This is a genomic window from Frondihabitans sp. OV104, assembly GCF_057787745.1.
Genome location: NZ_CM173541.1, coordinates 42,929 through 62,387, shown reverse-complemented (window position 1 = coordinate 62,387; position 19,459 = coordinate 42,929). Strand labels below are relative to the sequence as shown.

Genomic DNA, 19,459 nt, shown 5'->3' with positions numbered 1-19,459 from the left:
TCCCCGATCACAGAGGACCCCCGTGGCTCGCACCCCCACCAGCGGCACCCCGAAGACCCCGTCGACGAAGCAGGAGCGGCTCGCCGCCCGGCAGGAGAAGCTCGCAGAGCTCAAGCGCCAGCAGGCCCGCACCAAGCGCAACCGCCTCGTCGGCCTGATCGTGGGCGGCACGGCGGCGGTCGCCGCGGTGACTCTCGTGATCGTGTTCGTCGTCACGAGCGGCTCGTCGACCGCGCCGACGGCCTCGTCGATCTCCGGAGTGAAGACCTACGACGGCCTGACCAGCAACCACGTCGCCGGCACCGTCGACTACGCGCAGACTCCGCCGGCGGGCGGCGACCACAACCAGGTCTGGCTGAACTGCGGCGTCTACAGCGAGCAGGTGCCCAGCGAGAACGCGGTGCACGACCTCGAGCACGGTGCCGTCTGGATCACCTACGACCCCGATCAGGTGAGCGACGCCGAGGTCACGGCGCTGCGCAAGGTCGTCCCGACCACCTACGCCGTCCTCTCGCCCTACGCGGGCCTCGACAAGCCGATGTACATCTCGGCGTGGGGCGCGCAGCTCGGCTTCTCGAAGGCCGACGACCCGCGCGTCGAGCAGTTCATCACGAAGTACTGGCAGGCCTCGACGGCACCCGAGCCGGGTGCGCCCTGCACCGGCGGCGTGGACGGCCCCGGAAAGATCGCGTGACCCGAAGCAGGATCCGCCTGACGGCCGCCGCTCTCCTCGCCGCGGCGCTGATCCTCGTCGCCGGGGTCTTCCTCGGCGCCCGGACGGTCCGGGGCGAGGCTCCCCCGGCGACCACCAGCGCCGAGGCCGGCTTCGCCCGCGACATGCAGGTGCACCACAACCAGGCCGTCGACATGTCGTTCACGGTGCGCGACCGCGGTGAGAGCGACGCCGTCAAGACGCTCGCCTACGACATCGCGCGGTCGCAGCAGCAGCAGGCCGGCCAGATGTTCGGGTGGCTCGAGGTCTGGGGGCTTCCGCAGGCACCGGCCGAGCCATCGATGACGTGGATGAGCCGGCCGGCGCTGGCCGGGGGCGGCATGGCGATGGATCACGGCGGGGGCGGCGCAGTTCCTGCCGTCATGCCGGGCTTCGCGTCAGCCGACGACCTCGCGCGCCTGGCGAGGCTGTCCGGCACCGCCGAAGACCGGTTGTACCTTCGCCTCATGATCGCGCACCACCGGGGCGGCATCGAGATGGCCCAGGCCGTGCTCGACCGCTCGACGAACCCGCAGGTGACGGCGCTCGCGCGGAGCATGATCGTGACGCAGGAGAGCGACATCCGGGCGATGCGGGCGCTGCAGCGGGCGGCCTGACCGGACCCCGTCGTTAGGCGCGGTCGTGCAGAGTGATGTTGTAGCCGTCGGGGTCGGCGAACGTGAACGTGCGGCCGAACGGGCCGTCGATGGGCGCAGCGACGATCGCGTGCCCGTCGGCGGCCAGGGCGTCGTGGATGGCCTGGACGTCGGTGGCGTGCAACCAGATGGCGGCGCCGATTCCCGGCTGTGCGACGGCGTCGAGGTCGGTGCCGGGAACCAGGTCGCGCAGCGCGAACGCGACGGGCTTCGTCTCGAAGACGACGGCGTGCGGCGGGCCGGCCTGCGAGCGGACGAGGCCGAGGTACTGCTCGTAGAACGCCTGCGAGGCGTCGAGGTCTCGGGTCTGCAGCGAGATGAAGTCGGGGCCGGTGACTGGCATGGTGTGCTCCTTGGTCATGTGTCAGTTTTCTGACACACACCAGGCTATGTCAGAATACTGACATGAGTCAAGACGATGCCGGCGTCGATCTCGAGACGTCCCTGGGCTACCTGCTGAAAGAGGCGTCGAGTGCGCTGCGTGCGGCGATGGAGGCCGTCCTCAAGCCGCTCGGCATGACGGTGACGCACTACTCGTGCCTGGAGCTGCTCTCGCAGCGCCCGGGCCTGTCGAACTCCGAGCTCGCGCGAGGCACCTTCGTCACCCGGCAGTCGATGAACGTGCTGCTGCAGGCGCTGGAGCGCGACGGCTACGTCACCCGGCCGACGGAGGCGCCGATCGGCAAAGCGCTGCCGACCCGGTTGACGCCTGCGGGCCAGCGGAGCCTGGCGTCGGCGACCGCGGCGGTCCGCTCCGTCGAGCTGCGGATGCTGAGCGGCATGACGGCCGACGAGCAATCCCGGGCGTTCCGCATCCTGCAGAGCATGGTGCGGTCGCTTCACGACGCCTGAGCCGCCGACGCACCCCGCCCGCCCCGGCCGAAGCCGGAACGGGCTCGGTACCGATCAGGCCTCGACGCGGAAGGCGTCGACCGACGTGTGGCGGCTGAGGTTCTCGTAGCCGTCCTCCGTGACCAGGAACATGTCGCCGATGTTGGCGCCGTCGCTCAGCGGGTCGAGCCACTGCGCGTGGAGCACCATCGCCATGCCCGGCTGGAGCAGCTCGGTGTTGTGGCTCGTCACGTTGAACTTCGGGCCGCCCATGTTGCCGACGCTGTGGCCGAGGTTCGGGTTGTGCGGGCCGAAGGTCGCCGGGTAGACGCGCTCGAGGCGCCGGCCGGTGGCCTCGTAGTCGACGTCGGGCACGTACTGCTTCGGCACCTTGCGAGCGCCGCCGTCTTTCTCGGACTCCCAGTTGTAGGGCATCCTCGCGGTGTCGGTCTGCTCGGCCGTGAGGTAGCCCCGGTCGGTGTAGGCGCTGAAGGCAGCGTCGTGCAGCTCGTGGATCGGGGCGCCGGGTCGGATGCGCGCCTCGGCACGGCGGACCGCGTCGGCGCACATGGCCAGCGTGGTCTCCTGCTTCTCGGTGATGCTCCCGATCGCGATCATCCGGGCGATCTGCGCGGTGTAGCCGTGGTACTTGACGTTCGAGACGTAGAGGTTGAGCAGGTCGCCGTCGCGGATCACGTGGCCGTAGGGCTTGCCGCAGGCAGTGCCCCACTGGTTGACGCCGATCTGGTAGCCGTCGCCGGTCTCTCCGCCTCGCGACAGCTGCGCGAAGGTGAACGCCGCGTAGATCTCGAAGTCGGTGACGCCCGGCTTCGTGACGTGGCAGGCCGCCTCGTAGGCGACATCGGCGAGCTGCGCGGCGGTGCGGACCTGGTCGCGCTCGTTCTCCGAGAGCAGCTTGGTCATGTCGTTCAGGGTCTCGGTGCGGTCCGAGAAGCGGGCCTTCGGCAGCTCGTCCGCGAGGACGCGCCAGAAGTCGGCCGACAGGCGGTCGCCCACGAGGCCGATGCTCGAGCGGGTGTAGCCGAGCTCGGCGAGGCGCTTCACGGTCGCCTCGATTGTCTTGCGGATCGGGTCGCCCGCGCGCCCGCCGTACTCGATGCTGAAGGGGCTGATCTGCCAGACCTCCTCGACGCCGACGGCCTCGCCCTGCGGCGGCATGATGACCGACTCGGTGTAGAAGGTGAAGAGGTGGATGCCCTTCGAGGCGTCGGTCGGCACGACGAGGATGCCCTCGCGCGACCAGTCGCACAGCCACTTCAGGTAGGTGTTCGAGGTCTGGAAGCCGGTGAGCCCGTCGGCGTGGATGAGCGTCACCTCGTTCTCGGCGACCGCGGCGGCGCGGCGCAGCCGAGCGATGCGGTCCGCGAACTCGGACTCGGGGATGGCCTTGGCGTAGTCGACTTCGAAGCTCGGCTCGAAGCCGTCGAGAAGCCGTTCAGCGGTCTTCGTCTGGATCATGCTCAATCTCTCTCTCGTGATCACTTGCTCGGCTTGATCAGGTAGTAGCGCGTGCCGGCGAACTGCTCGAACGTCGCTCCGGTCATGCCCTTGGCCATGACCGACTGGCGGTCTGCGTACGTGATCGGGATGACGGGCGCCGCGTCGGCGATGATGCCCTGGGCCTTCTTGTAGGCGTCCTCGCGCTCGGTCGAGTCGGCCTTCAGCTCCCAGGTCGAGTTGATCTGGTCGACGGTGCTGTCGCTCCAGAGCGCGTAGTTGTTCACGCCGCCCTTGGTGGTGGCGTAGCCGATCGGGATCTTCGGGTCGTCGGTCCAGGGGCCCCAGTTGAAGAGCACCATGTCAGCGGCGCCGGGGTTGGACGGCTTGCGCGAGCGGCCGTTGACGATGTCCCACTGCTGGTTGTTCGTCTGGGGCGTCAGCTTCACGGTGATGCCGATCTGCTTCAGGTTCTCCTGGATGAGCAGCGCGATGTTCTCCTGCGACGAGTCGGAGGTGTCGTAGTGCAGCGGCACCGAGATCGACGGGTTGCCGGCCTCCTTCATGAGCTCCTTGGCCTTGGTGAGGTCGGTCTCGTACTCGCCCCACGCCGGGTCGTAGCTCGAGGAGTTCTTGTTCACGATGCTGAGCGCGCGCTCGGCACGGCCCGCGTAGACGGTCGAGACGATCTTCTCGTAGGGGATCGCGGTGGCGACGGCCTGTCGCACCTTCTCGTCGGCGAAGGCACCCGTGTCGGACGCCATCGTGAGGTACGTGAGGGTCGGGGTCGCCTGCGACGCCACTGTGAAGCCGGCGCTCTTGAGAGACGTGATGTCGGTCTGCGACATGTCGAACTCGGCGAAGTTGATCGAGCCGCTCTTCACGAGCGAGGCGACGTTGGCGTCGTTCACGATGCGCGCGGTCACCGTCTTGTAGGCGGGCGGGTTCGGGTAGTCGGGGTTCGCCTTGAGGACGACCTCCTGGCCCTTCTTCCAGCTGGCGACGTAGTACGGGCCGGTTCCCACGACGTTGTCGCGGAGCCACTTGGCCGCGTAGGGGTCGGACGAGGTCGCGTGCTTCTTGGCGGCGACCGAGTCGATGATCCGCTCGTTGGTGTTGACGAACATCGCCAGCTGCGTGGTGCCGACCTCGATCGGCTTGCCATCGGCGTCGGTGAAGTCGATCTTCACGGTGTTCTTGTCGATCACGTGGATGTCGGAGGCCTTCTGGAGACCGTTCGACGTGAGGTCCTGCGCGTTGAGGCTGTGCAGCGCCCCGTCGAAGCTCCACTTCACGTCGTCGGCGGTGACCGGGTTGCCCGACGGGTAGAACTTCCGGTCGGAGTCGAGGTGGAAGGTGATCGAGTTCGTGCCGATGTCCCAGCTCTTCGCGAGGGCGGGCGAGACCTTCGAGCCCTGCCAGACGTGGGAGCCGTCGGCGGCCGTCTTGAACGTGTAGGCGGCGAGGCCCTCGTAGACGTTGTTGGCGACTTCGGCATCTTCGCTGTTCGACAGGTTCATCGGGTAGAGCGACGTGAGGTCGGCGGGCCAGGCGGTGGTGATGCCCGTGCTGGTCGAGGAGGAGGTGTTCGAGGAGGACGACGAGGCGCTGCAGCCGGTGAGGGCGAGAGCGGCTGCGGCGACGACGCTGGCAGCGGCCAGGAGTCGCTTGCGCGGTCGGGGTGCGGACACGGGTGTTCCTTTCGGTGGGAGGGTGCGAAGGGATGGTGCGAGGGGAGAGGGGAGGATCAGGGGACCGGGACGGCGAGCACCGGAGCGGCGTCCGGCGCGGACACCGGGCACGCGACGGCGTGCGTCTCGGTCACGAGCGCGAGGTCGGGCCGCTTGAGCGCGCAGGCCGCCTCGGCGATCGGGCAGCGTCCGACGAGGCGGCATCCTGCGGGCACCTTCATCGGGCTGGGGATCTCGCCGGTGAGCCGCAGGCGATCGTGCTCGCGGCCGTACTCGACGACGGGTGCGGCCGAGAGCAGGGCCTTCGTGTACGGGTGGACCGGGTTCTCGAAGACCTCCTCGGTCGACCCCTGCTCCACGATGCCGCCGAGGTACATGACCATGACGCGGTCGGACATCTGGCGGACGACACCGAGATCGTGGCTGATGAAGAGGTAGGCCAGGCCGTGCTCCACCTGAAGTCGCTTCAGGAGCCGGATGATCTGGCCCCGCACCGACACGTCGAGCGACGCCGTCGGCTCGTCGAGCAGGATCACCTTGGGCTCGGCGGCGAGGGCCCGGGCGATCGAGAGGCGCTGGCGCTGCCCGCCGCTGAGCTGGCGCGGGCGGCGGTCGAGGTACGACTCGTCGAGCTCGACGTCGGCGAGGAGCTGCGCGACGCGAGCGCGACGCCCCTCCTTGTCGAGGCGGGTGTGAAGCCGGAGGGGCTCGTCGAGGGTGGCGGCGACCGTCATGCGCGGGTCGAGCGACGAGGTCGGATCCTGGAACACCATCTGCAGGTCGGAGTACGAGGCCGACAGCTGACGCGCGGAGATCCCGATGATCGGCTTGCCGTCGATGTGGACGGATCCGGCGGTCGGCTCGACGAGGCGGGTGACGCAGCGTGCGATCGTCGACTTGCCCGATCCCGATTCGCCCACGAGCGCGAGGGTCTCGCCGGGGCGGATCTGGAAGCTGACGTCGTCGACGGCGGTCAGGGTGACGTGGCGGCCGGCCCCGCGGACGCGGTACTCCTTGCGGAGCGATGAGACATCGAGCGCGATGGGCGCCCGCTCGCCCGAGGGGGCCTGCTTCGTGGGCGTCATCGGTTCTCCACCATCCTGCTGTCGGCGACGAGCTGCTGCGTGTAGGGGTCGGTCGGGGCGTTGATGATCTGCTCGCACGAGCCGATCTCCTTGACCTCGCCGCCGCGCATGACGACGACGCGGTCGCACGTCTCGGCGACGACACCGAGATCGTGGGTGATGAGGCAGGTCGTCATGCCGGTCTCGGCCTTGACGTCGACGATGAGGTCGAGCACGTCGGCCTGGATCGTCACATCCAGGCCGGTGGTCGGCTCGTCGAGGATCAGCAGCTTCGGCTGGCTGATGAGCGCCATGGCGAGCATCGCGCGCTGCGCCATTCCGCCCGAGAACTCGTGCGGGTACTGGTCCATGCGGCGCCGCGACTCCGGCACGCGCACCAGGTCGAGCATCTCGAGCGTGAGCTTCCGAGCCTCGCGGCGGGTGACCCCTCGGTTGGTCCGGCAGACGTCGGCGATCTGCGTGCCGACGGTGAAGACCGGGTTGAGCGAGCTGCGGGCGTCCTGGAAGACGATGCTGATCTCGCGGCCGCGGATGCTGCGGAGCTCGGGCTCGGTCATGGCGGTGAGGTCCTGGCCGGCGTAGCGGATGGATCCCGCGGTGCGGCGGAAGCGACCGGGTGCGAGGCCCATGATCGACAGGGCGGTGATGGACTTGCCGGATCCTGATTCCCCCACGATCGCCGTGGACGACCCCGCCGGCACCGAGAAGCTGACGCCGTGGAGCACCGGGTCGATGCGGCCGGGCTGGTTCTCGAACCCGCCGGTGAAGCCGTCGACCTCGAGCAGTGCGGCGCTCATGCGGCGCTCCCCTGGTCGCGGAGATCGGCGATGGCGTCCGAGATGAGATGGAAGGCGGCCGCGAGCAGGAAGATCGCGAGGCCCGGGAACCCCGAGATCCACCACTGGCCGGAGAGGATGGCATCCTGCCCCTGGGCGATCATCGAGCCCCACTCGGCCGAGCCCGGCTGGATGCCCAGGCCGAGGAAGCCCAGCGCGCCGACCGTCGAGGCGACGTAGGAGGCGTTGACCGACGCGTAGGTGAGGAGCGGCCGGAGACTGTTCGGCACGAGGTGGGCGAAGAGGACTCCGAACGGACCGCGCCCGACGAGGCGGGCGGCCTCGGCGAACTGGTACTCCTTCTTCGAGCGGATCTCGGCGCGGGCGAGGCGGACGTAGTCGGGCAGGGGCAGCACGGCGACGACGAAGATGACGTTGGCGATGCCGGATCCTGCGACCGCGATCACCAGGACCGCCAGCAGGAGCGAGGGGAACGAGTTGAGCAGCTCGAGGATCCGCATGGTGATGTAGTCGAACGCGCCGCCGAAGAAGCCGGCGAGGCTGCCCCAGACGGTGCCGACGACGAGGGCCATGAGCACGACGAGCACGGTGATGCTGACATCGGTCTTGGCGGCGGCCATGGTGCGCGAGAGCACGTCGCTGCCGAGGCCGTCGGTGCCGAACGGGTGGGCGAGGCTCGGGGCGTCCTGGAGGAGGCCGACGCCCGAGGCGGTGGGCGGGTAGGGCGTCCAGAAGGTCGCCACGATGGCGGTCAGGATCAGCAGGGCCAGGATCGAGGCACCGGTCCACAGGGCCCACGATCTGCCGGCGGCGCCGAGGCGGGTTCGCGAGGGTCTGATCAGCCGCGGGAGGCCGATGGTCGGGGCGGTCATGCGCTCCTCCGGGGGTCGACACGGACGTAGACGAGTTCGAGCAGTGCCCAGATCACGACGTACAGGGTCGCCACGTAGAGCACGAAGCCCTGGATGACGGGGTAGTCGGACGACTGGATGGCCGTGATGGCGAGCTGCCCGATTCCGGGCCAGCCGAAGATGCCCTCGACCAGGACCGATCCGGCGAGCGTCCAGCCGATGAGGCCGGCGCCGATCGTCAGCACGGAGAGGAGTCCGGGCTTGAGCGCGTAGCCGAACCAGATGCGGGGCCGCGAGATGCCCATTGCCTTGGCCGTGCGGACGTACTCGGAGTCGAGCGACTCGACCATCGCCGATCGGACCTGCCGGGCGACCGGGCCGAAGCTGCCGACCGAGAGGGTGATCACGGGCAGGACGAGCTGCTTGACCGCGGCCATCGCCGTCGCGAAGTCGCCGTGCAGGAGCGCATCGGGAACGTAGAGGCCGGTGATCGTCGGCGGCGACTCCATGCCGATCGGCAGGCGGCCGGTCGGCCCGGGCAGCAGGTGCAGGTTGACGAAAAAGATCCAGAGCAGCATGAGGCCGATCCAGAACTGCGGGAGGGCGAGAGTGCCGGTCGTGAAGAAGCGGAGCACGGCGTCGAGGACGGTCCCGCGGAAAACGGCCGCGGCGACCCCGACGATGATGCCGAACACGAGGCCGACGATCACGGCGTAGAGGCCGAGCTCGACCGTCGCGGGAAGCCGGCCGAAGAGCTCCGGGCCGACAGCCTCACCCGAGAGGTACGACGTGCCGAAGTTGCCGGTGGCGAGACCGCCGAGGAAGCGGAGGTACTGCACGATCAGCGGGGCATCGAGGCCGAGCTGAGCGCGAGCCTGCTGACGGGTGGCCTCGGTGGCCGAGTCGCCGACGAACAGGTTGATCGGATCCGCCGTGAAGACGCGTGACACCAGGAACGTGATCGACACGATCGCGACGATGACGACGAACGCCCCGATGATGCGGAGCACGGGGCCGCGGACGGCGCGGCCGAGGCGGATGGCGCGGCCGGGTGCGGGGCGTAAGCGGGGAGGAGCAAGGGCAACCATGTCGATCCTCTGTCGGGGTGTCGTCCGAATTCACCTGGCTCAACTGGTTGGACCAGTGGACGTGTTGCGACTGTAATGAGGATTCGACGGTTAAAACCGTCATTTCTCGCGGTTTTCACGCACCCCTAACATGCCCGAAACAAACCAGTTGCGCGTCCACCCGGGTTGTACGCTCGGCCCCATAGAGTTGTCGGCAACCACGGAGAGGCGCGTTCGGCATGAGTAACGATGAGCTCGTCGAGTTCCGGCGTCGATCGCGGCCGCTCGGCTCCGAGCTCGCCGCGCACCTCGAGCAGCAGATCCTCAACGACACCTACCCCCCGGGCTCGGTCCTGCCGGCCGAGCGCGAGATGGCGGTGTCGCTGGGCGTCTCCCGAACCTCTCTGCGCGACGCGCTTCAGGAGCTCGAGGGCAAGCACCTCATCGAGCGCCACCACGGCAAGGCGTCGCGCGTCCTGCCCCTCGACATGGAGTCGCTGGCCGTCCAGGAGCGCCTGCACCCGATCGAAGACCGGATTCAGCACGTCATCGAGGTCGAGAACCTCGTCGAGCCCGGCGTCGCGCGTCTCGCAGCCGAGCGGGCGACCGCGGCCGACGTGCTCCAGCTCGAGTCGATCCTCGGCCGCAGCAGCGAGCACCTCGCCCCCGAGGCGTCACTCGATCTCGACGTCGACTTCCACTACACGCTCGCCCGTGTCACCCGGAACAACTTCATGGTCGGCATCAGCGGCCTCGCCTCCGAGCGCACGCGCGAGACGCGCCTGCTCGCCCACACGACGGTCGAGACGCGAGCCGAGTGCATCCGCGGCCACGCCGCGATCGTCCGCGCCGTCTCCGATCACGACGCCGACGCGGCCGAGCTGGCCATGCGCAGCCACCTCGAGGCGGTGCACCGGTCGATGCGGGTCCCTGGCTAGTCCGACGCGGGCTAGTCCGCCGCAGGCGCCTTCTCGAGAGCGCGCCCGTCGGCGTTGAGGTAGTCCCGCCACGACCTCTTCGCCTCCCAGCCCAGCAGGCGCCGCGCCTTCGACGTGTCGATCCCCGAGGCGTCCACTCGAGAGAGCGACCGCAGTTCGATGCTCTCGCCGTGGTTCTGGCGCAGGAACTGCGCGAAGTCGTGACCACCCGCGTTGTCGGGCGCCGCGATGTAGAACACCTCGTGCCCGGGAAGCTCCGACTCGGCCGCCAGCAGCAGGGCGTCGGCGAGATCGTCGGCATCGATGTAGCTGCCGAAGTTGGCGCTTGTGCTCGACGCCTCGCGGACCTGTGGTCCGAGGTTCGACTCGTAGTTGTCGGCGTTGTGCACCGTGCTCGGACGGATCGAGATCGCTCGCAGATCGGAGCGGCGGACGGCGGCGTCCATCATCTGCTCGCCGAACAGCTTGGAGAGCGCATAGGGGTCCTGCGGGTAGAGCGGGTGCTCCTCGTCGACCGGCACGTAGTCGGGGAGGAACGGACGCTCGGGGAAGAAGTTGCCGACGATGCTCTCGCTCGAGACGTTGACGAACCGCTTCACCCCGAAGCGGACGGCCGCCTCGACGAGGTTGAAGGTCGACATGACGTTGGTCTGGAGCACGACGTGCGGCGGGTGCGCCGTCGGCTGCGGGATGGCGGCGACGTGCACGACGACGTCGGCCCCGGCCACGACGGAGTAGGCCGCGCCGGCGTCGGTGAGGTCGGCCATCACATAGCGCCCCGGCACGACCACGCCGGCGTCGAAGACGGGGCGGACGAGGTCGACGCCCAGCACGTCATGGCCTGCCGCGACGAATGCTTCCACCGTCGCTCGGCCGACTTTGCCACGGGATCCGGTGATGACGACTTTCATGAGCTCTCCTTCGAACGGCAGGATGTTCGACGGTACTCACTTTCGGGCTCGTCAGCCGGAGACCTCAGCCCCGCCGCATGCCCGCCATCAGCGCGTCGAGCACTCGGTGCCGCTGCGTCTCGCTGTCGACGGGCATCGTCGCGATGCCGTAGACACCGCGGGTGAGGTCGGATTCGCTGATACCCGGGTCGAGCTCGCCGGCCGCCCGGGCCCGCTCGACGATCGGCAGGGCGGTCGCGATGATCGTGCGAGTGCAGGCCTCGTACACGTCGCCGCTCGGGTCGAGGGTCGTCGCCAGCGCGTTCTTGGCGCCGATGCGGTCGGCGAAGCGATGCATCCAGGCCAGGAGCGCGGGCCACGGCTCGAGCCCCTCGACCGCCTGAGCGTCGGCCACGATCGACTCGATCTCGTCGATGTAGAGGTGCTGGATCAGCGACTCGCGGGTCGGGAAGTTGCGGTACAGCGTGGCGATCCCCACCCCGGCGGCATCCGCGATCGCCTCGAGCGCGACGTCGGCGCCGTCGCGGCGGAACGCGGCCCGGGCGGCCAGCACGATGGCGTCGAAGTTCCGCGCGCCGTCGGCCCGTCGGGGCCGCGGTGCGCGGAACTGCTCGAGCTCGGCGATGGTCACCCTCTCAGAGTAGGGCGAGTGAGCAGAGCCTCAGCCGACCGGCATCACGAAGTCGACGTAGCGCGCCCCGAAGGCGCCGTCGGGGACGATCTCGTCGATTCGAGCGAGGTCGGCCTGGGTGAGTGCGAGGTCGGCCGCGGCGGAGTTCTCCTCGACGCGCGCGACGCTCCGCGTTCCCGGGATCGGCACGATGTCGTCGCCCTGGGCGAGCAGCCACGCGAGCGCGAGCTGCGTGACGGTGGCGTCCTTCGACGAGGCGAGGTCGCGGAGAGCGTCGATCGCGGCGAGGTTCTTCTCGTAGTCGCCGGGCTGCCAGCGCGGATCGGTGCTGCGCATGTCGTCGGCGGCGTACTCCGACGCGGGGCGCACGTCGCCGGTCAGGAACCCGCGGCCGAGCGGCGAGTACGCCACGAAACCGATGCCGAGCTCGCGCACCGTGGGCAGCACCTCGGCCGCCGTGGCGCGCTCGAAGATCGAGAACTCGCTCTGGAGCACCGAGACCGGGTGAACGGCGTGCGCGCGCCGGATGGTGTCGGGAGCGGCCTCCGAGAGGCCGAAGTACTTCACCTTGCCCTCCGCGACGAGCTCGGCGACGGTTCCCGCGACGTCCTCGATCGGCACGTCGGGGTCGACGCGGTGCTGGTAGAAGACGTCGAGCACGTCCACCCCGAGGTACTTCAGGCTGTTCTCGGCGACCTTCCGGATGTTCGCGGGGCGGCTGTCGTAGAGCTTCTCCGGGTTGAGCGGCATGACCCAGCCGAACTTGGTCGCGACGACGACCTCGTCGCGGAACGGCGCGATGGCGCGTCCGACGATCTCCTCGTTCGAGCCGGTGCCCATGCCGTAGAGCTCGGCCGTGTCGAACATCGTCACGCCGAGATCGTGGGCCCGGCGGATCGCCGCGATGCCGCCGGCCTCATCGGCGGCGCCGTACGCCGAGGTGATTCCCATCGCGCCGTAGCCGATGGCGGCGGCCTCGAGCCCCTGGCTGCCGAGGGTGCGCTTCTGCATGCGGATTCCTTTCGTCGATCGCCGCCACTCGATTGCGGCGATATAAACGATAGTAATCCTCCGCTTGAGGAAGTGGTAGCCCCCCTCCGGTTAATCGCCTGGGAGTTCAGGAGCCCCGCCGCCTGGCCGGAAAACGCATAGCGCCCTTATGGACGCTGGACGAGTCGGAAATCCTCGACGTAATCTGATCGGTGTCTTCCGATGCCATCCGCGTCGGACGAGTCGTTGGCCCAGACCCCGTCAACCTCGCGTAGGCGGGGCTGGACCGCACCTGATTCGCGGTCCAGCCCTCTCGCCTAGCTCGGCCCCCGGCGTGCGCCCCCGCCCCCACAACCGATGAGGGGTCGCTGGTTGTCGTCGCGGAGGCTGCCGTGAACAACCAGCGACCCCTCACCGCCCGAAGGAGGTAGGGCAGGCGCTTCGTGCCGGGGATGGGGGCGATGCCGGTGCCCTTCGAGAGGAGCCACGCGAGGGCGATCTGGCCCGGGGCGGCCCCGTGATCCTGCGCGATCGTGTCGACGGCCTCGACGATGGCGATGTTGCCCTGCAGGTTGTCGCCCTGGAAGCGCGGGTTGAAGCGGCGGAAGTCGTCGTCGTCGAGATCGTCGACGGTGCGGATGCGCCCCGTCAGGAAGCCCCGGCCGAGCGGCGAGTACGGCACGAAGCCGATTCCGAGCTCGCGGACCGTGGGCAGGATCTCGTCCTCGGGCTCGCGCGACCACAGGGAGTACTCGGTCTGCAGCGCCGTGATCGGGTGCACCGCGTGAGCGCGTCGGATCGTCGCCGGCGCCGCCTCGGAGAGGCCCAGGTGACGCACCTTGCCTTCCGCGACGAGCTCGGCCATGGCGCCGACGGTGTCCTCGATCGGCACGCGGGTGTCGACGCGGTGCTGGCAGTAGAGGTCGATGTAGTCGATTCCGAGGCGCTCGAGCGAGCCCTCGACCGACTTCTTCACGTAGTCGGGCCTCCCGTCGATGGGCCGGTTCTTGCGGACCTCGGGGTCGGTCACGTTGCCGAACTTCGTCGCGACGACGACGCCGTCGCGCTTGCCCTGCAGCGCGCGGCCGAGCAGCCGCTCGTTCGTGAAGGGGCCGTACATGTCGGCGGCGGCGCCTGCGGCGGTTCGCACCTCCACGAGGTACCGCAGCGCCAGCTCCGGTCAGCCGACACGGAGGTGCGGCTCGCGACTCGAGAGCACCCGACAGGCTTCCTCGGCAGTTGCAGGATCGCGAAAGGCCACGACGACGGCTCGACCAGTGGTCGTCTCCAGTCGAACGGCCCGCGAGCCGCCGACGGAAGCAGCGCCGCTCGGACGACTGCGGACCATCGACTACGCGGGTTCGCAAGGAGTCGGGGCGGGGTCGTCCTTGTGAGGGTGCGCCGAAGAGGTGGTTCTCCTATTGCGCGACGCAGTTCCTGCGCCCGATCCTTGCCTAGCGAAGGGGTGTCCTTTGATAAGGACGACGCCCTACCCCAGCAGCGCCACCCCGAACCCCGCGACGACGGCCCGCACCTCCACGAGGTACCGCAGCGCCAGCTCGGTCAGCGGGATCGCGGAGTGCCCGATCCAGCCGATCTCGATGCGCTCGTCGACGTCGAGCGGCACGGCCACGATCTCGGGGTCGAGGTCGTCGCTGACGATGCCGGTCGAGATCGTGTAGCCGTTGAGGCCGATCATGAGGTTGAAGATCGTCGCGCGGTCGGAGACCCGGATCTCGCGCTTGCTCGACAGCGTCGACAGGATCTCTTCGGCGAAGTAGAAGGAGTTGTTCGAGCCCTGGTCGAAGGTCAGGCGCGGCAGATCGGCGAGGTCGGCGAGGGTCGCGCGATCCTGCGATGCCAGCGGGTTCTTGCGCGAGATGAAGATGTGCGGCTGGGCGAGGAAGAGCGGATGGAAGACCAGCCCCGAGTCGCGCAGCAGCTTGTCGATGACGTTGCGGTTGAAGTCGTTGCGGTAGAGGATCCCGAGCTCGCTGCGGAGCGTCCGCACGTCTTCGATGATGTCGAACGTGCGGGTCTCTCGGAGCGAGAACTCGTACTCGGCCGCCTCGGTGCCCTTGACCATCTGCACGAACGCGTCGACGGCGAACGAGTAGTGCTGGGCCGACACCCCGAGCAGGCGGCGCTGCGGCGGCCTGCCCAGATAGCGCTGCTCGAGCAGTGCGACCTGCTCGACGACCTGTCTGGCATAGCCCAGGAACTCCGCCCCATCGGTCGTCAGCGTCACGCCGCGCGCGGACCGCACCAGAAGGGCCCGGCCCACCCGCGCCTCGAGATCTTTCATCGCCGCCGACATGGTCGGCTGGGCGACGTACAGGACGTCGGCGGCCGCCGTGATCGACTCCTCTGACGCGACCTCGATGAAGTACTGCAGCTGCTGCAGGGTGATGCCGCTCGTCCGCCTGGCCATAGGCAAAGGCTATAGCAAACCATAGCGGCGCCGAATTACCTGATACCCGACGAATGCCTGCACCATGGGTCTACCGACATTCACGAGGCCACCCCCGGCCGACAGCTTCCGGATTGGCCGCTCATGGCGAACGAGTTCACGTTCAGCATCACCACCACCCGCTTCGACGACGACTACGCGCCGTCCGAGAGCTCGCGGGCCACGACGAACTTCGCCAACCTGGCCCGCGGCGAGCACCGTCAGCAGAACCTCCGCAACGCTCTGACGATGATCGACCGCCGCTTCAACGACCTCGCGCACTGGGACAACGCCTCCGGCGACCGCTACACCGTCGAGCTCGACATCGTGTCGGTCGAGCTCCAGTTCGCCGCCGCCGGCGAGGACCAGGTGTTCCCACTGCTCGAGGTGCTCGACATCCACATCGTCGACCGGCAGACCGGAGTGCGCCACCAGGGCATCGTCGGCAACAACTTCTCGTCGTTCGTCCGCGACTTCGACTTCAGCGTTCGCCTCCCGGCTGTCAACAAGAGTGCGACCGAGTTCACCGTCCCCGACGACTTCGGCGTGCTGCACGGCAAGCTGTTCCAGCACTTCCTCGACTCCCCCGTGTACCGGGAGCGCTACCCGATGACGCCGGTCATCTGCATCAGCGTCTCGACGAGCAAGACCTACACCCGAACCGCGAACTCGCACCCGGTCCTCGGCGTCGAGTACCGCCAGGACGACTACTCCATGACCGACGAGTACTTCGGCCGGATGGGCCTGAACGTGCGCTACTTCATGCCCCCGGGAGCAGTCGCGCCCCTCGCGTTCTACCACCGCGGCGATCTGCTGAACGACTACTCCACCCTGCAACTCGTCGGCACGATCAGCACGATGGAGACGTTCCAGAAGATCTACCGGCCCGAGATCTACAACGCGAACTCGGCTGCCCCTGCCGTCTACCGGCCGAGCCTTGAGCAGCAGGACTACTCGCGCACCGAGATCTCGTACGACCGCGTCGAGCGCAACCAGCTCGCGGTCACGCAGGGCAGGTTCACCGAAGAGCACTTCGTGAAGCCGCACAGCGACGTGCTGGAGCGCTGGGCCGCCGACTTCTCCACCCCCACCCGATGACCGCCCTGCCCACCGAAGGATCGCCGAACGTGAACACCCTGCTCCCCACCGCCCTTGTCGGCAGCCTCCCGAAGCCGTCGTGGCTCTCGGAGCCCGAGAAGCTCTGGTCGCCCTGGAACCTCGAGGGCAGCGCGCTGGCCGAGGGCAAGCTCGACGCGCTCCGCATCGCCGCGCACGAGCAGCTGCGCCGCGGCATCGACATCATCAGCGACGGCGAGCAGACCCGCCAGCACTTCGTCACCACCTTCATCGAGCACCTCAGCGGCGTCGACTTCGAGCAGCGCGAGACCGTGCGGATCCGCGACCGCTACGACGCGAGCGTTCCGACCGTCGTCGGCGAGGTGAGTCGCGAGAAGGGCGTGTTCGTCGACGATGCGAAGTTCCTGCGCCAGCAGACGGATCAGCCGATCAAGTGGGCGCTGCCGGGACCGATGACGATGATCGACACCCTCTACGACCGCCACTACAAGAGCCGCGAGAAGCTGGCGTGGGAGTTCGCGACGATCCTCAATCAGGAAGCGCAGGAACTCGAGGCGGCTGGGGTCGACGTCATCCAGTTCGACGAGCCGGCGTTCAACGTGTTCCACGATGAGGTGCACGACTGGGGCATCGCGGCGCTCGAGCGGGCAGCCGAGGGGTTGAAGGCCGAGACGGTCGTCCACATCTGCTACGGCTACGGGATCAAGGCGAACAACGACTGGAAGTCGACCCTCGGGCCGGAGTGGCGGCAGTACGAGACGTCGTTCCCGCTGCTGCAGCAGTCCTCGATCGACGTCGTCTCGCTCGAGAGCCACCACTCGCACGTGCCCATGGACCTGATCGAGCTGCTGCGCGGCAAGAAGGTCATGCTCGGGGCGATCGACGTCGCGAGCGACCAGGTCGAGACGCCTGAAGAGGTGGCCGACACCCTGCGGCGAGCGCTGAAGTTCGTCGACGCCGACAAGCTGATTCCCAGCACGAACTGCGGCATGGCCCCGTTCGCGCGCGATGTCTCGCTCGAGAAGATGAGTGCGCTGGCGGCGGGGGCAGGCGTCGTGCGGGGGGAGCTGAGCGTGGCGGGCGCCTAGCCTTCACGCGGAGCCACGTCACTCGGCGGTGACGACGACTTCTCGTGTGGCGGTGGCTTCGTCCCCGACGGGAGACGCCACGGTCAGAGTCGCCGTGCCAAGAGGAAAATCGTCGGGCAGCACGTAATCGCCCTCGGCTGTGAAGCGCGGCCCTGAAGTCGACGCGATCGTCCCGAGGGCGTAATCACTGCCGCTCGACGGCGTGATGGTGACGCGCATGTCTCGCGCGGAGCGATTGACGCCGCCGGTGTCTTCGCACGTCTCGGTCATCCAGTCGACGCGGACGCTCAGCCGTGCGCCGGGGTGCGGCGAGGTGTCACCGAGAACGATCTTCTTCGCCGCGCACGATCCAGCGCCGCTGCTCGTCACAACGCCGCACCCGGCCGTCGCGACCACCGCGATGGTCGCTCCCATGACGAAGATCGTGCGTGCAATGAACCCCATGACGCCCCCCTTGAGTCGAGAGCTAACCATGATCTCGCGATCGGCCGGGTAACGGCTTGGCAACGGTCGCGGCGCCGGCCTCGGGGCGGCTCGCTAGGACCGTTGCTTGCCGTCGGGATCGCGATGCGCGAGCAGGCTCGCGTCGGGATGCTCGTGCCCGGAGGTGGCCGTCGAGTCGCGGCCTAGAAGTCGATCAGCGTGATCGTGGCCGAGACGGGCGCGCCCAGCTCGAGTGCCTCGGCCTCCCGCACAGCGCGCTTGACGGGCAGCATGTAGCCGCTGCCCTCACCGCCCGGAAAGATCGAGGTCCGGAAGACGGTGGCACCGACGCGCGCGTCGACCCGGAGCGATCCCCAACCGCCGGCCTGATCGCCGGCGATCGCCGCGATCTCGTCACTCGCATCGAGCGGGAGCGACACGAACGTCCAGAGCTCACGTCGGGCCTCCCAGCGCCAGAGGTCGCCGACGAAGTCGTACGAGAGGCCTCGTCGGCGGGTCGGTGTCATGTGATCCAGAGTAGGCGCCTGCTCGGTCGATCCCGATCGCGTGCACACGCACCGCCGCCGCGGCATCATCGGCACTGATTGCGGCGTGAGAGACGCGTTACCCAATCGCGACCATGTGCGGCGCGTCGGTGCCCCATGCTTGCATCGTGAAGAAGCACCTCACCGCGGCCGCAGCCGTAGTCGCGCTCGCGATCTTGCCCCTCGTCTCAGCGTGCAGCCGCGAACCCGCAGACCCCGTCGCATCGGCACGCCAGCTCTCCTGTGCCCCCTCGTGGGCCAGGACACCGACCGGGACCGATTGCGGCGAGGCCGAACTGGATTCGAGGCGCACGCTTCCCGAGAAGAATCTCGAGTGCCTGGCCGACGCGAGGAGGGCGGGCGATGCGGCTTTCCTGACGTGGATCGCGCGCACGACCGAGGGCGACCCGATCCCGACTTTTGCTCGAGCGACGCGTTCGGGCGTCGATGTCGCATCGACCACCGCGTACGACTCCTTCGGCCCCGGCGGCTGGAGCGAGCGGACGTGCGCCGATGTCGCCGCCTTGCCGAGCTGTGCCGACATCGCCGATTAGACGCGTCGGGTGTCGTGAGACCGGCGGTGACACCCGATCTTCGGCCGCGGCATCCACAGACCCCGAACGCGGGATGCCCCTCCCACGACTCCCCCGCTAGCGTCGGCAGAGAGGTCCTGAGGCGAAGACTTCGCACCGCGACGGGAGGACACCGGCCATGACGATCGCAGAGACGCCCGCGCCGGCGAGAGTCACGACCCGCTGGGTCTCCTGGCTGATCTTCGCCGTGGGCTCTGGGGTAACCGTCACCGTGAGTCTGGTCTTGCTCTTCCTGACGACAGACACTCTGGGCGCGGCCTTCTCTCTGCTCAACATCTGCGTTATCCGCACCTCCGATCCGAACGTCTGCGACTACTCATACGTCAACGTCACAGCGATCGTGGAGGGGCTCGTCGACCTGGCGGTGCTTGTCGCAACGTGGGTCTCGTTCCGCCGTCGGCTTCGGCGGCGCGAGAGCGTCTGGTGGCTCTCGATCGCAAGCACGTGCGCCGTCGTCACCGCAGCCATCGTTCTCTTCATCGCGACGGGGGTTGTCGCGGCGCACCTCTGAGGCGGTCGTCGCTCGACCCCGGGGCGGGCGGCAGGAACTGCCCGACGTGCGCCGGCGTCGGCGGGGCGGGGCAGTTCCTGCGCTAGTACATCGCGAGGATGAAAAGGACGAGGCCGGGGGCTCGCGGGGGTTCCTGGGGATACATCGGCAGGCGG

The 19,459-nt window shown here is 68.6% G+C and carries 22 protein-coding genes; 8 read left to right on the top strand and 14 right to left on the bottom strand.

Features of this window, described 5'->3' with window-relative positions; all coding sequences use genetic code 11:
* Nucleotides 1-22 precede the first annotated feature (22 nt).
* Together AC3CBB_RS00340 and AC3CBB_RS00335 are read left to right on the top strand one after the other, a co-directional pair.
* Entirely contained in the window at nucleotides 23-694 is a 672-nt protein-coding gene (locus tag AC3CBB_RS00340; RefSeq protein ID WP_488625543.1) for a thioredoxin-like domain-containing protein, read from the top strand.
* The gene (locus AC3CBB_RS00335; RefSeq protein ID WP_233580005.1) at nucleotides 691-1,329 is read left to right on the top strand and encodes a DUF305 domain-containing protein; all 639 of its coding nucleotides are present in this window, start codon (nucleotides 691-693) and stop codon (nucleotides 1,327-1,329) included. Before AC3CBB_RS00340 ends, AC3CBB_RS00335 begins: the two co-directional genes overlap by 4 nt.
* Before the next feature lie 13 nt (nucleotides 1,330-1,342).
* On the opposite strand, the gene AC3CBB_RS00330 is transcribed toward AC3CBB_RS00335, so the two are convergent.
* A complete protein-coding gene (locus AC3CBB_RS00330) occupies nucleotides 1,343-1,711 on the bottom strand; it encodes a VOC family protein (protein ID WP_488625542.1) in 369 nt (122 codons plus the stop codon).
* 62 nt (nucleotides 1,712-1,773) lie between these two features.
* On the opposite strand from AC3CBB_RS00330, the gene AC3CBB_RS00325 reads away from it, so the two are divergent.
* Nucleotides 1,774-2,220, top strand: a complete 447-nt coding sequence (locus AC3CBB_RS00325) for a MarR family winged helix-turn-helix transcriptional regulator (protein ID WP_488625541.1) — start codon at nucleotides 1,774-1,776, stop codon at nucleotides 2,218-2,220.
* 54 nt (nucleotides 2,221-2,274) lie between these two features.
* Here AC3CBB_RS00325 and AC3CBB_RS00320 read toward each other — a convergent pair whose 3' ends face one another.
* Genes AC3CBB_RS00320 through AC3CBB_RS00295 form a run of 6 tightly spaced genes read right to left on the bottom strand, consistent with a single transcriptional unit; the run spans nucleotide 2,275 to nucleotide 9,169 of the window.
* On the bottom strand, nucleotides 2,275-3,678 hold the full coding sequence (locus tag AC3CBB_RS00320) for a M24 family metallopeptidase (RefSeq protein WP_488625540.1): 1,404 nt from the start codon (nucleotides 3,676-3,678) through the stop codon (nucleotides 2,275-2,277).
* A 20-nt stretch (nucleotides 3,679-3,698) separates the two neighbouring features.
* Nucleotides 3,699-5,348: an ABC transporter substrate-binding protein gene (locus tag AC3CBB_RS00315; protein ID WP_488625539.1), complete on the bottom strand. Its 1,650-nt coding sequence runs from the start codon at nucleotides 5,346-5,348 to the stop codon at nucleotides 3,699-3,701.
* Nucleotides 5,349-5,404: 56 nt separating this feature from the next.
* Nucleotides 5,405-6,433, bottom strand: coding sequence for an ABC transporter ATP-binding protein (locus AC3CBB_RS00310; protein ID WP_488625538.1), 1,029 nt, complete (start codon nucleotides 6,431-6,433; stop codon nucleotides 5,405-5,407).
* The gene (locus tag AC3CBB_RS00305; RefSeq protein WP_488625537.1) at nucleotides 6,430-7,230 is read right to left on the bottom strand and encodes an ABC transporter ATP-binding protein; all 801 of its coding nucleotides are present in this window, start codon (nucleotides 7,228-7,230) and stop codon (nucleotides 6,430-6,432) included. Before AC3CBB_RS00305 ends, AC3CBB_RS00310 begins: the two co-directional genes overlap by 4 nt.
* Nucleotides 7,227-8,102: an ABC transporter permease gene (locus tag AC3CBB_RS00300; protein WP_488625536.1), complete on the bottom strand. Its 876-nt coding sequence runs from the start codon at nucleotides 8,100-8,102 to the stop codon at nucleotides 7,227-7,229. Before AC3CBB_RS00300 ends, AC3CBB_RS00305 begins: the two co-directional genes overlap by 4 nt.
* The gene (locus tag AC3CBB_RS00295) at nucleotides 8,099-9,169 is read right to left on the bottom strand and encodes an ABC transporter permease (RefSeq protein WP_488625535.1); all 1,071 of its coding nucleotides are present in this window, start codon (nucleotides 9,167-9,169) and stop codon (nucleotides 8,099-8,101) included. Before AC3CBB_RS00295 ends, AC3CBB_RS00300 begins: the two co-directional genes overlap by 4 nt.
* Before the next feature lie 218 nt (nucleotides 9,170-9,387).
* On the opposite strand from AC3CBB_RS00295, the gene AC3CBB_RS00290 reads away from it, so the two are divergent.
* Nucleotides 9,388-10,086 carry a FadR/GntR family transcriptional regulator gene (locus tag AC3CBB_RS00290; protein WP_488625534.1) on the top strand — a complete coding sequence of 233 codons (699 nt, stop codon included), beginning with the start codon at nucleotides 9,388-9,390 and terminating at the stop codon, nucleotides 10,084-10,086.
* An 11-nt stretch (nucleotides 10,087-10,097) separates the two neighbouring features.
* Here AC3CBB_RS00290 and AC3CBB_RS00285 read toward each other — a convergent pair whose 3' ends face one another.
* The 5 genes from AC3CBB_RS00285 to AC3CBB_RS00265 form a co-directional block, all read right to left on the bottom strand.
* Nucleotides 10,098-10,997 (bottom strand): NAD-dependent epimerase/dehydratase family protein, encoded by a 900-nt coding sequence (locus AC3CBB_RS00285; protein WP_488625533.1) that lies wholly within the window; start codon nucleotides 10,995-10,997, stop codon nucleotides 10,098-10,100.
* 64 nt (nucleotides 10,998-11,061) lie between these two features.
* Complete coding sequence (locus AC3CBB_RS00280; protein WP_123506433.1) at nucleotides 11,062-11,628, bottom strand: TetR/AcrR family transcriptional regulator; 567 nt, start codon at nucleotides 11,626-11,628, stop codon at nucleotides 11,062-11,064.
* A gap of 30 nt (nucleotides 11,629-11,658) precedes the next feature.
* A complete protein-coding gene (locus tag AC3CBB_RS00275) occupies nucleotides 11,659-12,639 on the bottom strand; it encodes an aldo/keto reductase (RefSeq protein ID WP_488625532.1) in 981 nt (326 codons plus the stop codon).
* 106 nt (nucleotides 12,640-12,745) lie between these two features.
* Nucleotides 12,746-13,738, bottom strand: coding sequence for an aldo/keto reductase (locus tag AC3CBB_RS00270; protein WP_488626766.1), 993 nt, complete (start codon nucleotides 13,736-13,738; stop codon nucleotides 12,746-12,748).
* Nucleotides 13,739-14,107: 369 nt separating this feature from the next.
* Nucleotides 14,108-15,049 (bottom strand): LysR family transcriptional regulator, encoded by a 942-nt coding sequence (locus AC3CBB_RS00265; RefSeq protein ID WP_488625531.1) that lies wholly within the window; start codon nucleotides 15,047-15,049, stop codon nucleotides 14,108-14,110.
* Between the two features lie 123 nt (nucleotides 15,050-15,172).
* On the opposite strand from AC3CBB_RS00265, the gene AC3CBB_RS00260 reads away from it, so the two are divergent.
* Together AC3CBB_RS00260 and AC3CBB_RS00255 are read left to right on the top strand one after the other, a co-directional pair.
* Nucleotides 15,173-16,165, top strand: a complete 993-nt coding sequence (locus AC3CBB_RS00260; RefSeq protein WP_488625530.1) for a DUF1852 domain-containing protein — start codon at nucleotides 15,173-15,175, stop codon at nucleotides 16,163-16,165.
* A 29-nt stretch (nucleotides 16,166-16,194) separates the two neighbouring features.
* On the top strand, nucleotides 16,195-17,232 hold the full coding sequence (locus AC3CBB_RS00255; protein WP_488625529.1) for a methionine synthase: 1,038 nt from the start codon (nucleotides 16,195-16,197) through the stop codon (nucleotides 17,230-17,232).
* An 18-nt stretch (nucleotides 17,233-17,250) separates the two neighbouring features.
* On the opposite strand, the gene AC3CBB_RS00250 is transcribed toward AC3CBB_RS00255, so the two are convergent.
* Nucleotides 17,251-17,676 carry a hypothetical protein gene (locus tag AC3CBB_RS00250; RefSeq protein WP_488625528.1) on the bottom strand — a complete coding sequence of 142 codons (426 nt, stop codon included), beginning with the start codon at nucleotides 17,674-17,676 and terminating at the stop codon, nucleotides 17,251-17,253.
* Between the two features lie 182 nt (nucleotides 17,677-17,858).
* Nucleotides 17,859-18,182, bottom strand: coding sequence for a DUF1905 domain-containing protein (locus AC3CBB_RS00245; RefSeq protein ID WP_488625527.1), 324 nt, complete (start codon nucleotides 18,180-18,182; stop codon nucleotides 17,859-17,861).
* A gap of 146 nt (nucleotides 18,183-18,328) precedes the next feature.
* On the opposite strand from AC3CBB_RS00245, the gene AC3CBB_RS00240 reads away from it, so the two are divergent.
* Both AC3CBB_RS00240 and AC3CBB_RS00235 read left to right on the top strand, forming a co-directional pair.
* On the top strand, nucleotides 18,329-18,754 hold the full coding sequence (locus tag AC3CBB_RS00240; protein WP_488625526.1) for a hypothetical protein: 426 nt from the start codon (nucleotides 18,329-18,331) through the stop codon (nucleotides 18,752-18,754).
* Nucleotides 18,755-18,911: 157 nt separating this feature from the next.
* Nucleotides 18,912-19,304: a hypothetical protein gene (locus tag AC3CBB_RS00235; RefSeq protein ID WP_488625525.1), complete on the top strand. Its 393-nt coding sequence runs from the start codon at nucleotides 18,912-18,914 to the stop codon at nucleotides 19,302-19,304.
* The last annotated feature ends 155 nt before the right edge of the window (nucleotides 19,305-19,459 follow it).

Coding starts and splice junctions, on each gene's coding strand:
- AC3CBB_RS00290 (WP_488625534.1), top strand. CDS start 9,388: ATGAGTAACGATGAGCTCGTCGAGTTCCGGCGTCGATCGCGGCCGCTC.
- AC3CBB_RS00245 (WP_488625527.1), bottom strand. CDS start 18,182: ATGACACCGACCCGCCGACGAGGCCTCTCGTACGACTTCGTCGGCGAC.
- AC3CBB_RS00275 (WP_488625532.1), bottom strand. CDS start 12,639: ATGCAGAAGCGCACCCTCGGCAGCCAGGGGCTCGAGGCCGCCGCCATC.
- AC3CBB_RS00325 (WP_488625541.1), top strand. CDS start 1,774: ATGAGTCAAGACGATGCCGGCGTCGATCTCGAGACGTCCCTGGGCTAC.
- AC3CBB_RS00330 (WP_488625542.1), bottom strand. CDS start 1,711: ATGCCAGTCACCGGCCCCGACTTCATCTCGCTGCAGACCCGAGACCTC.
- AC3CBB_RS00300 (WP_488625536.1), bottom strand. CDS start 8,102: ATGACCGCCCCGACCATCGGCCTCCCGCGGCTGATCAGACCCTCGCGA.
- AC3CBB_RS00250 (WP_488625528.1), bottom strand. CDS start 17,676: ATGGGGTTCATTGCACGCACGATCTTCGTCATGGGAGCGACCATCGCG.
- AC3CBB_RS00270 (WP_488626766.1), bottom strand. CDS start 13,738: ATGTACGGCCCCTTCACGAACGAGCGGCTGCTCGGCCGCGCGCTGCAG.
- AC3CBB_RS00235 (WP_488625525.1), top strand. CDS start 18,912: ATGACGATCGCAGAGACGCCCGCGCCGGCGAGAGTCACGACCCGCTGG.
- AC3CBB_RS00260 (WP_488625530.1), top strand. CDS start 15,173: ATGGCGAACGAGTTCACGTTCAGCATCACCACCACCCGCTTCGACGAC.
- AC3CBB_RS00285 (WP_488625533.1), bottom strand. CDS start 10,997: ATGAAAGTCGTCATCACCGGATCCCGTGGCAAAGTCGGCCGAGCGACG.
- AC3CBB_RS00265 (WP_488625531.1), bottom strand. CDS start 15,049: ATGGCCAGGCGGACGAGCGGCATCACCCTGCAGCAGCTGCAGTACTTC.
- AC3CBB_RS00310 (WP_488625538.1), bottom strand. CDS start 6,433: ATGACGCCCACGAAGCAGGCCCCCTCGGGCGAGCGGGCGCCCATCGCG.
- AC3CBB_RS00305 (WP_488625537.1), bottom strand. CDS start 7,230: ATGAGCGCCGCACTGCTCGAGGTCGACGGCTTCACCGGCGGGTTCGAG.
- AC3CBB_RS00320 (WP_488625540.1), bottom strand. CDS start 3,678: ATGATCCAGACGAAGACCGCTGAACGGCTTCTCGACGGCTTCGAGCCG.
- AC3CBB_RS00295 (WP_488625535.1), bottom strand. CDS start 9,169: ATGGTTGCCCTTGCTCCTCCCCGCTTACGCCCCGCACCCGGCCGCGCC.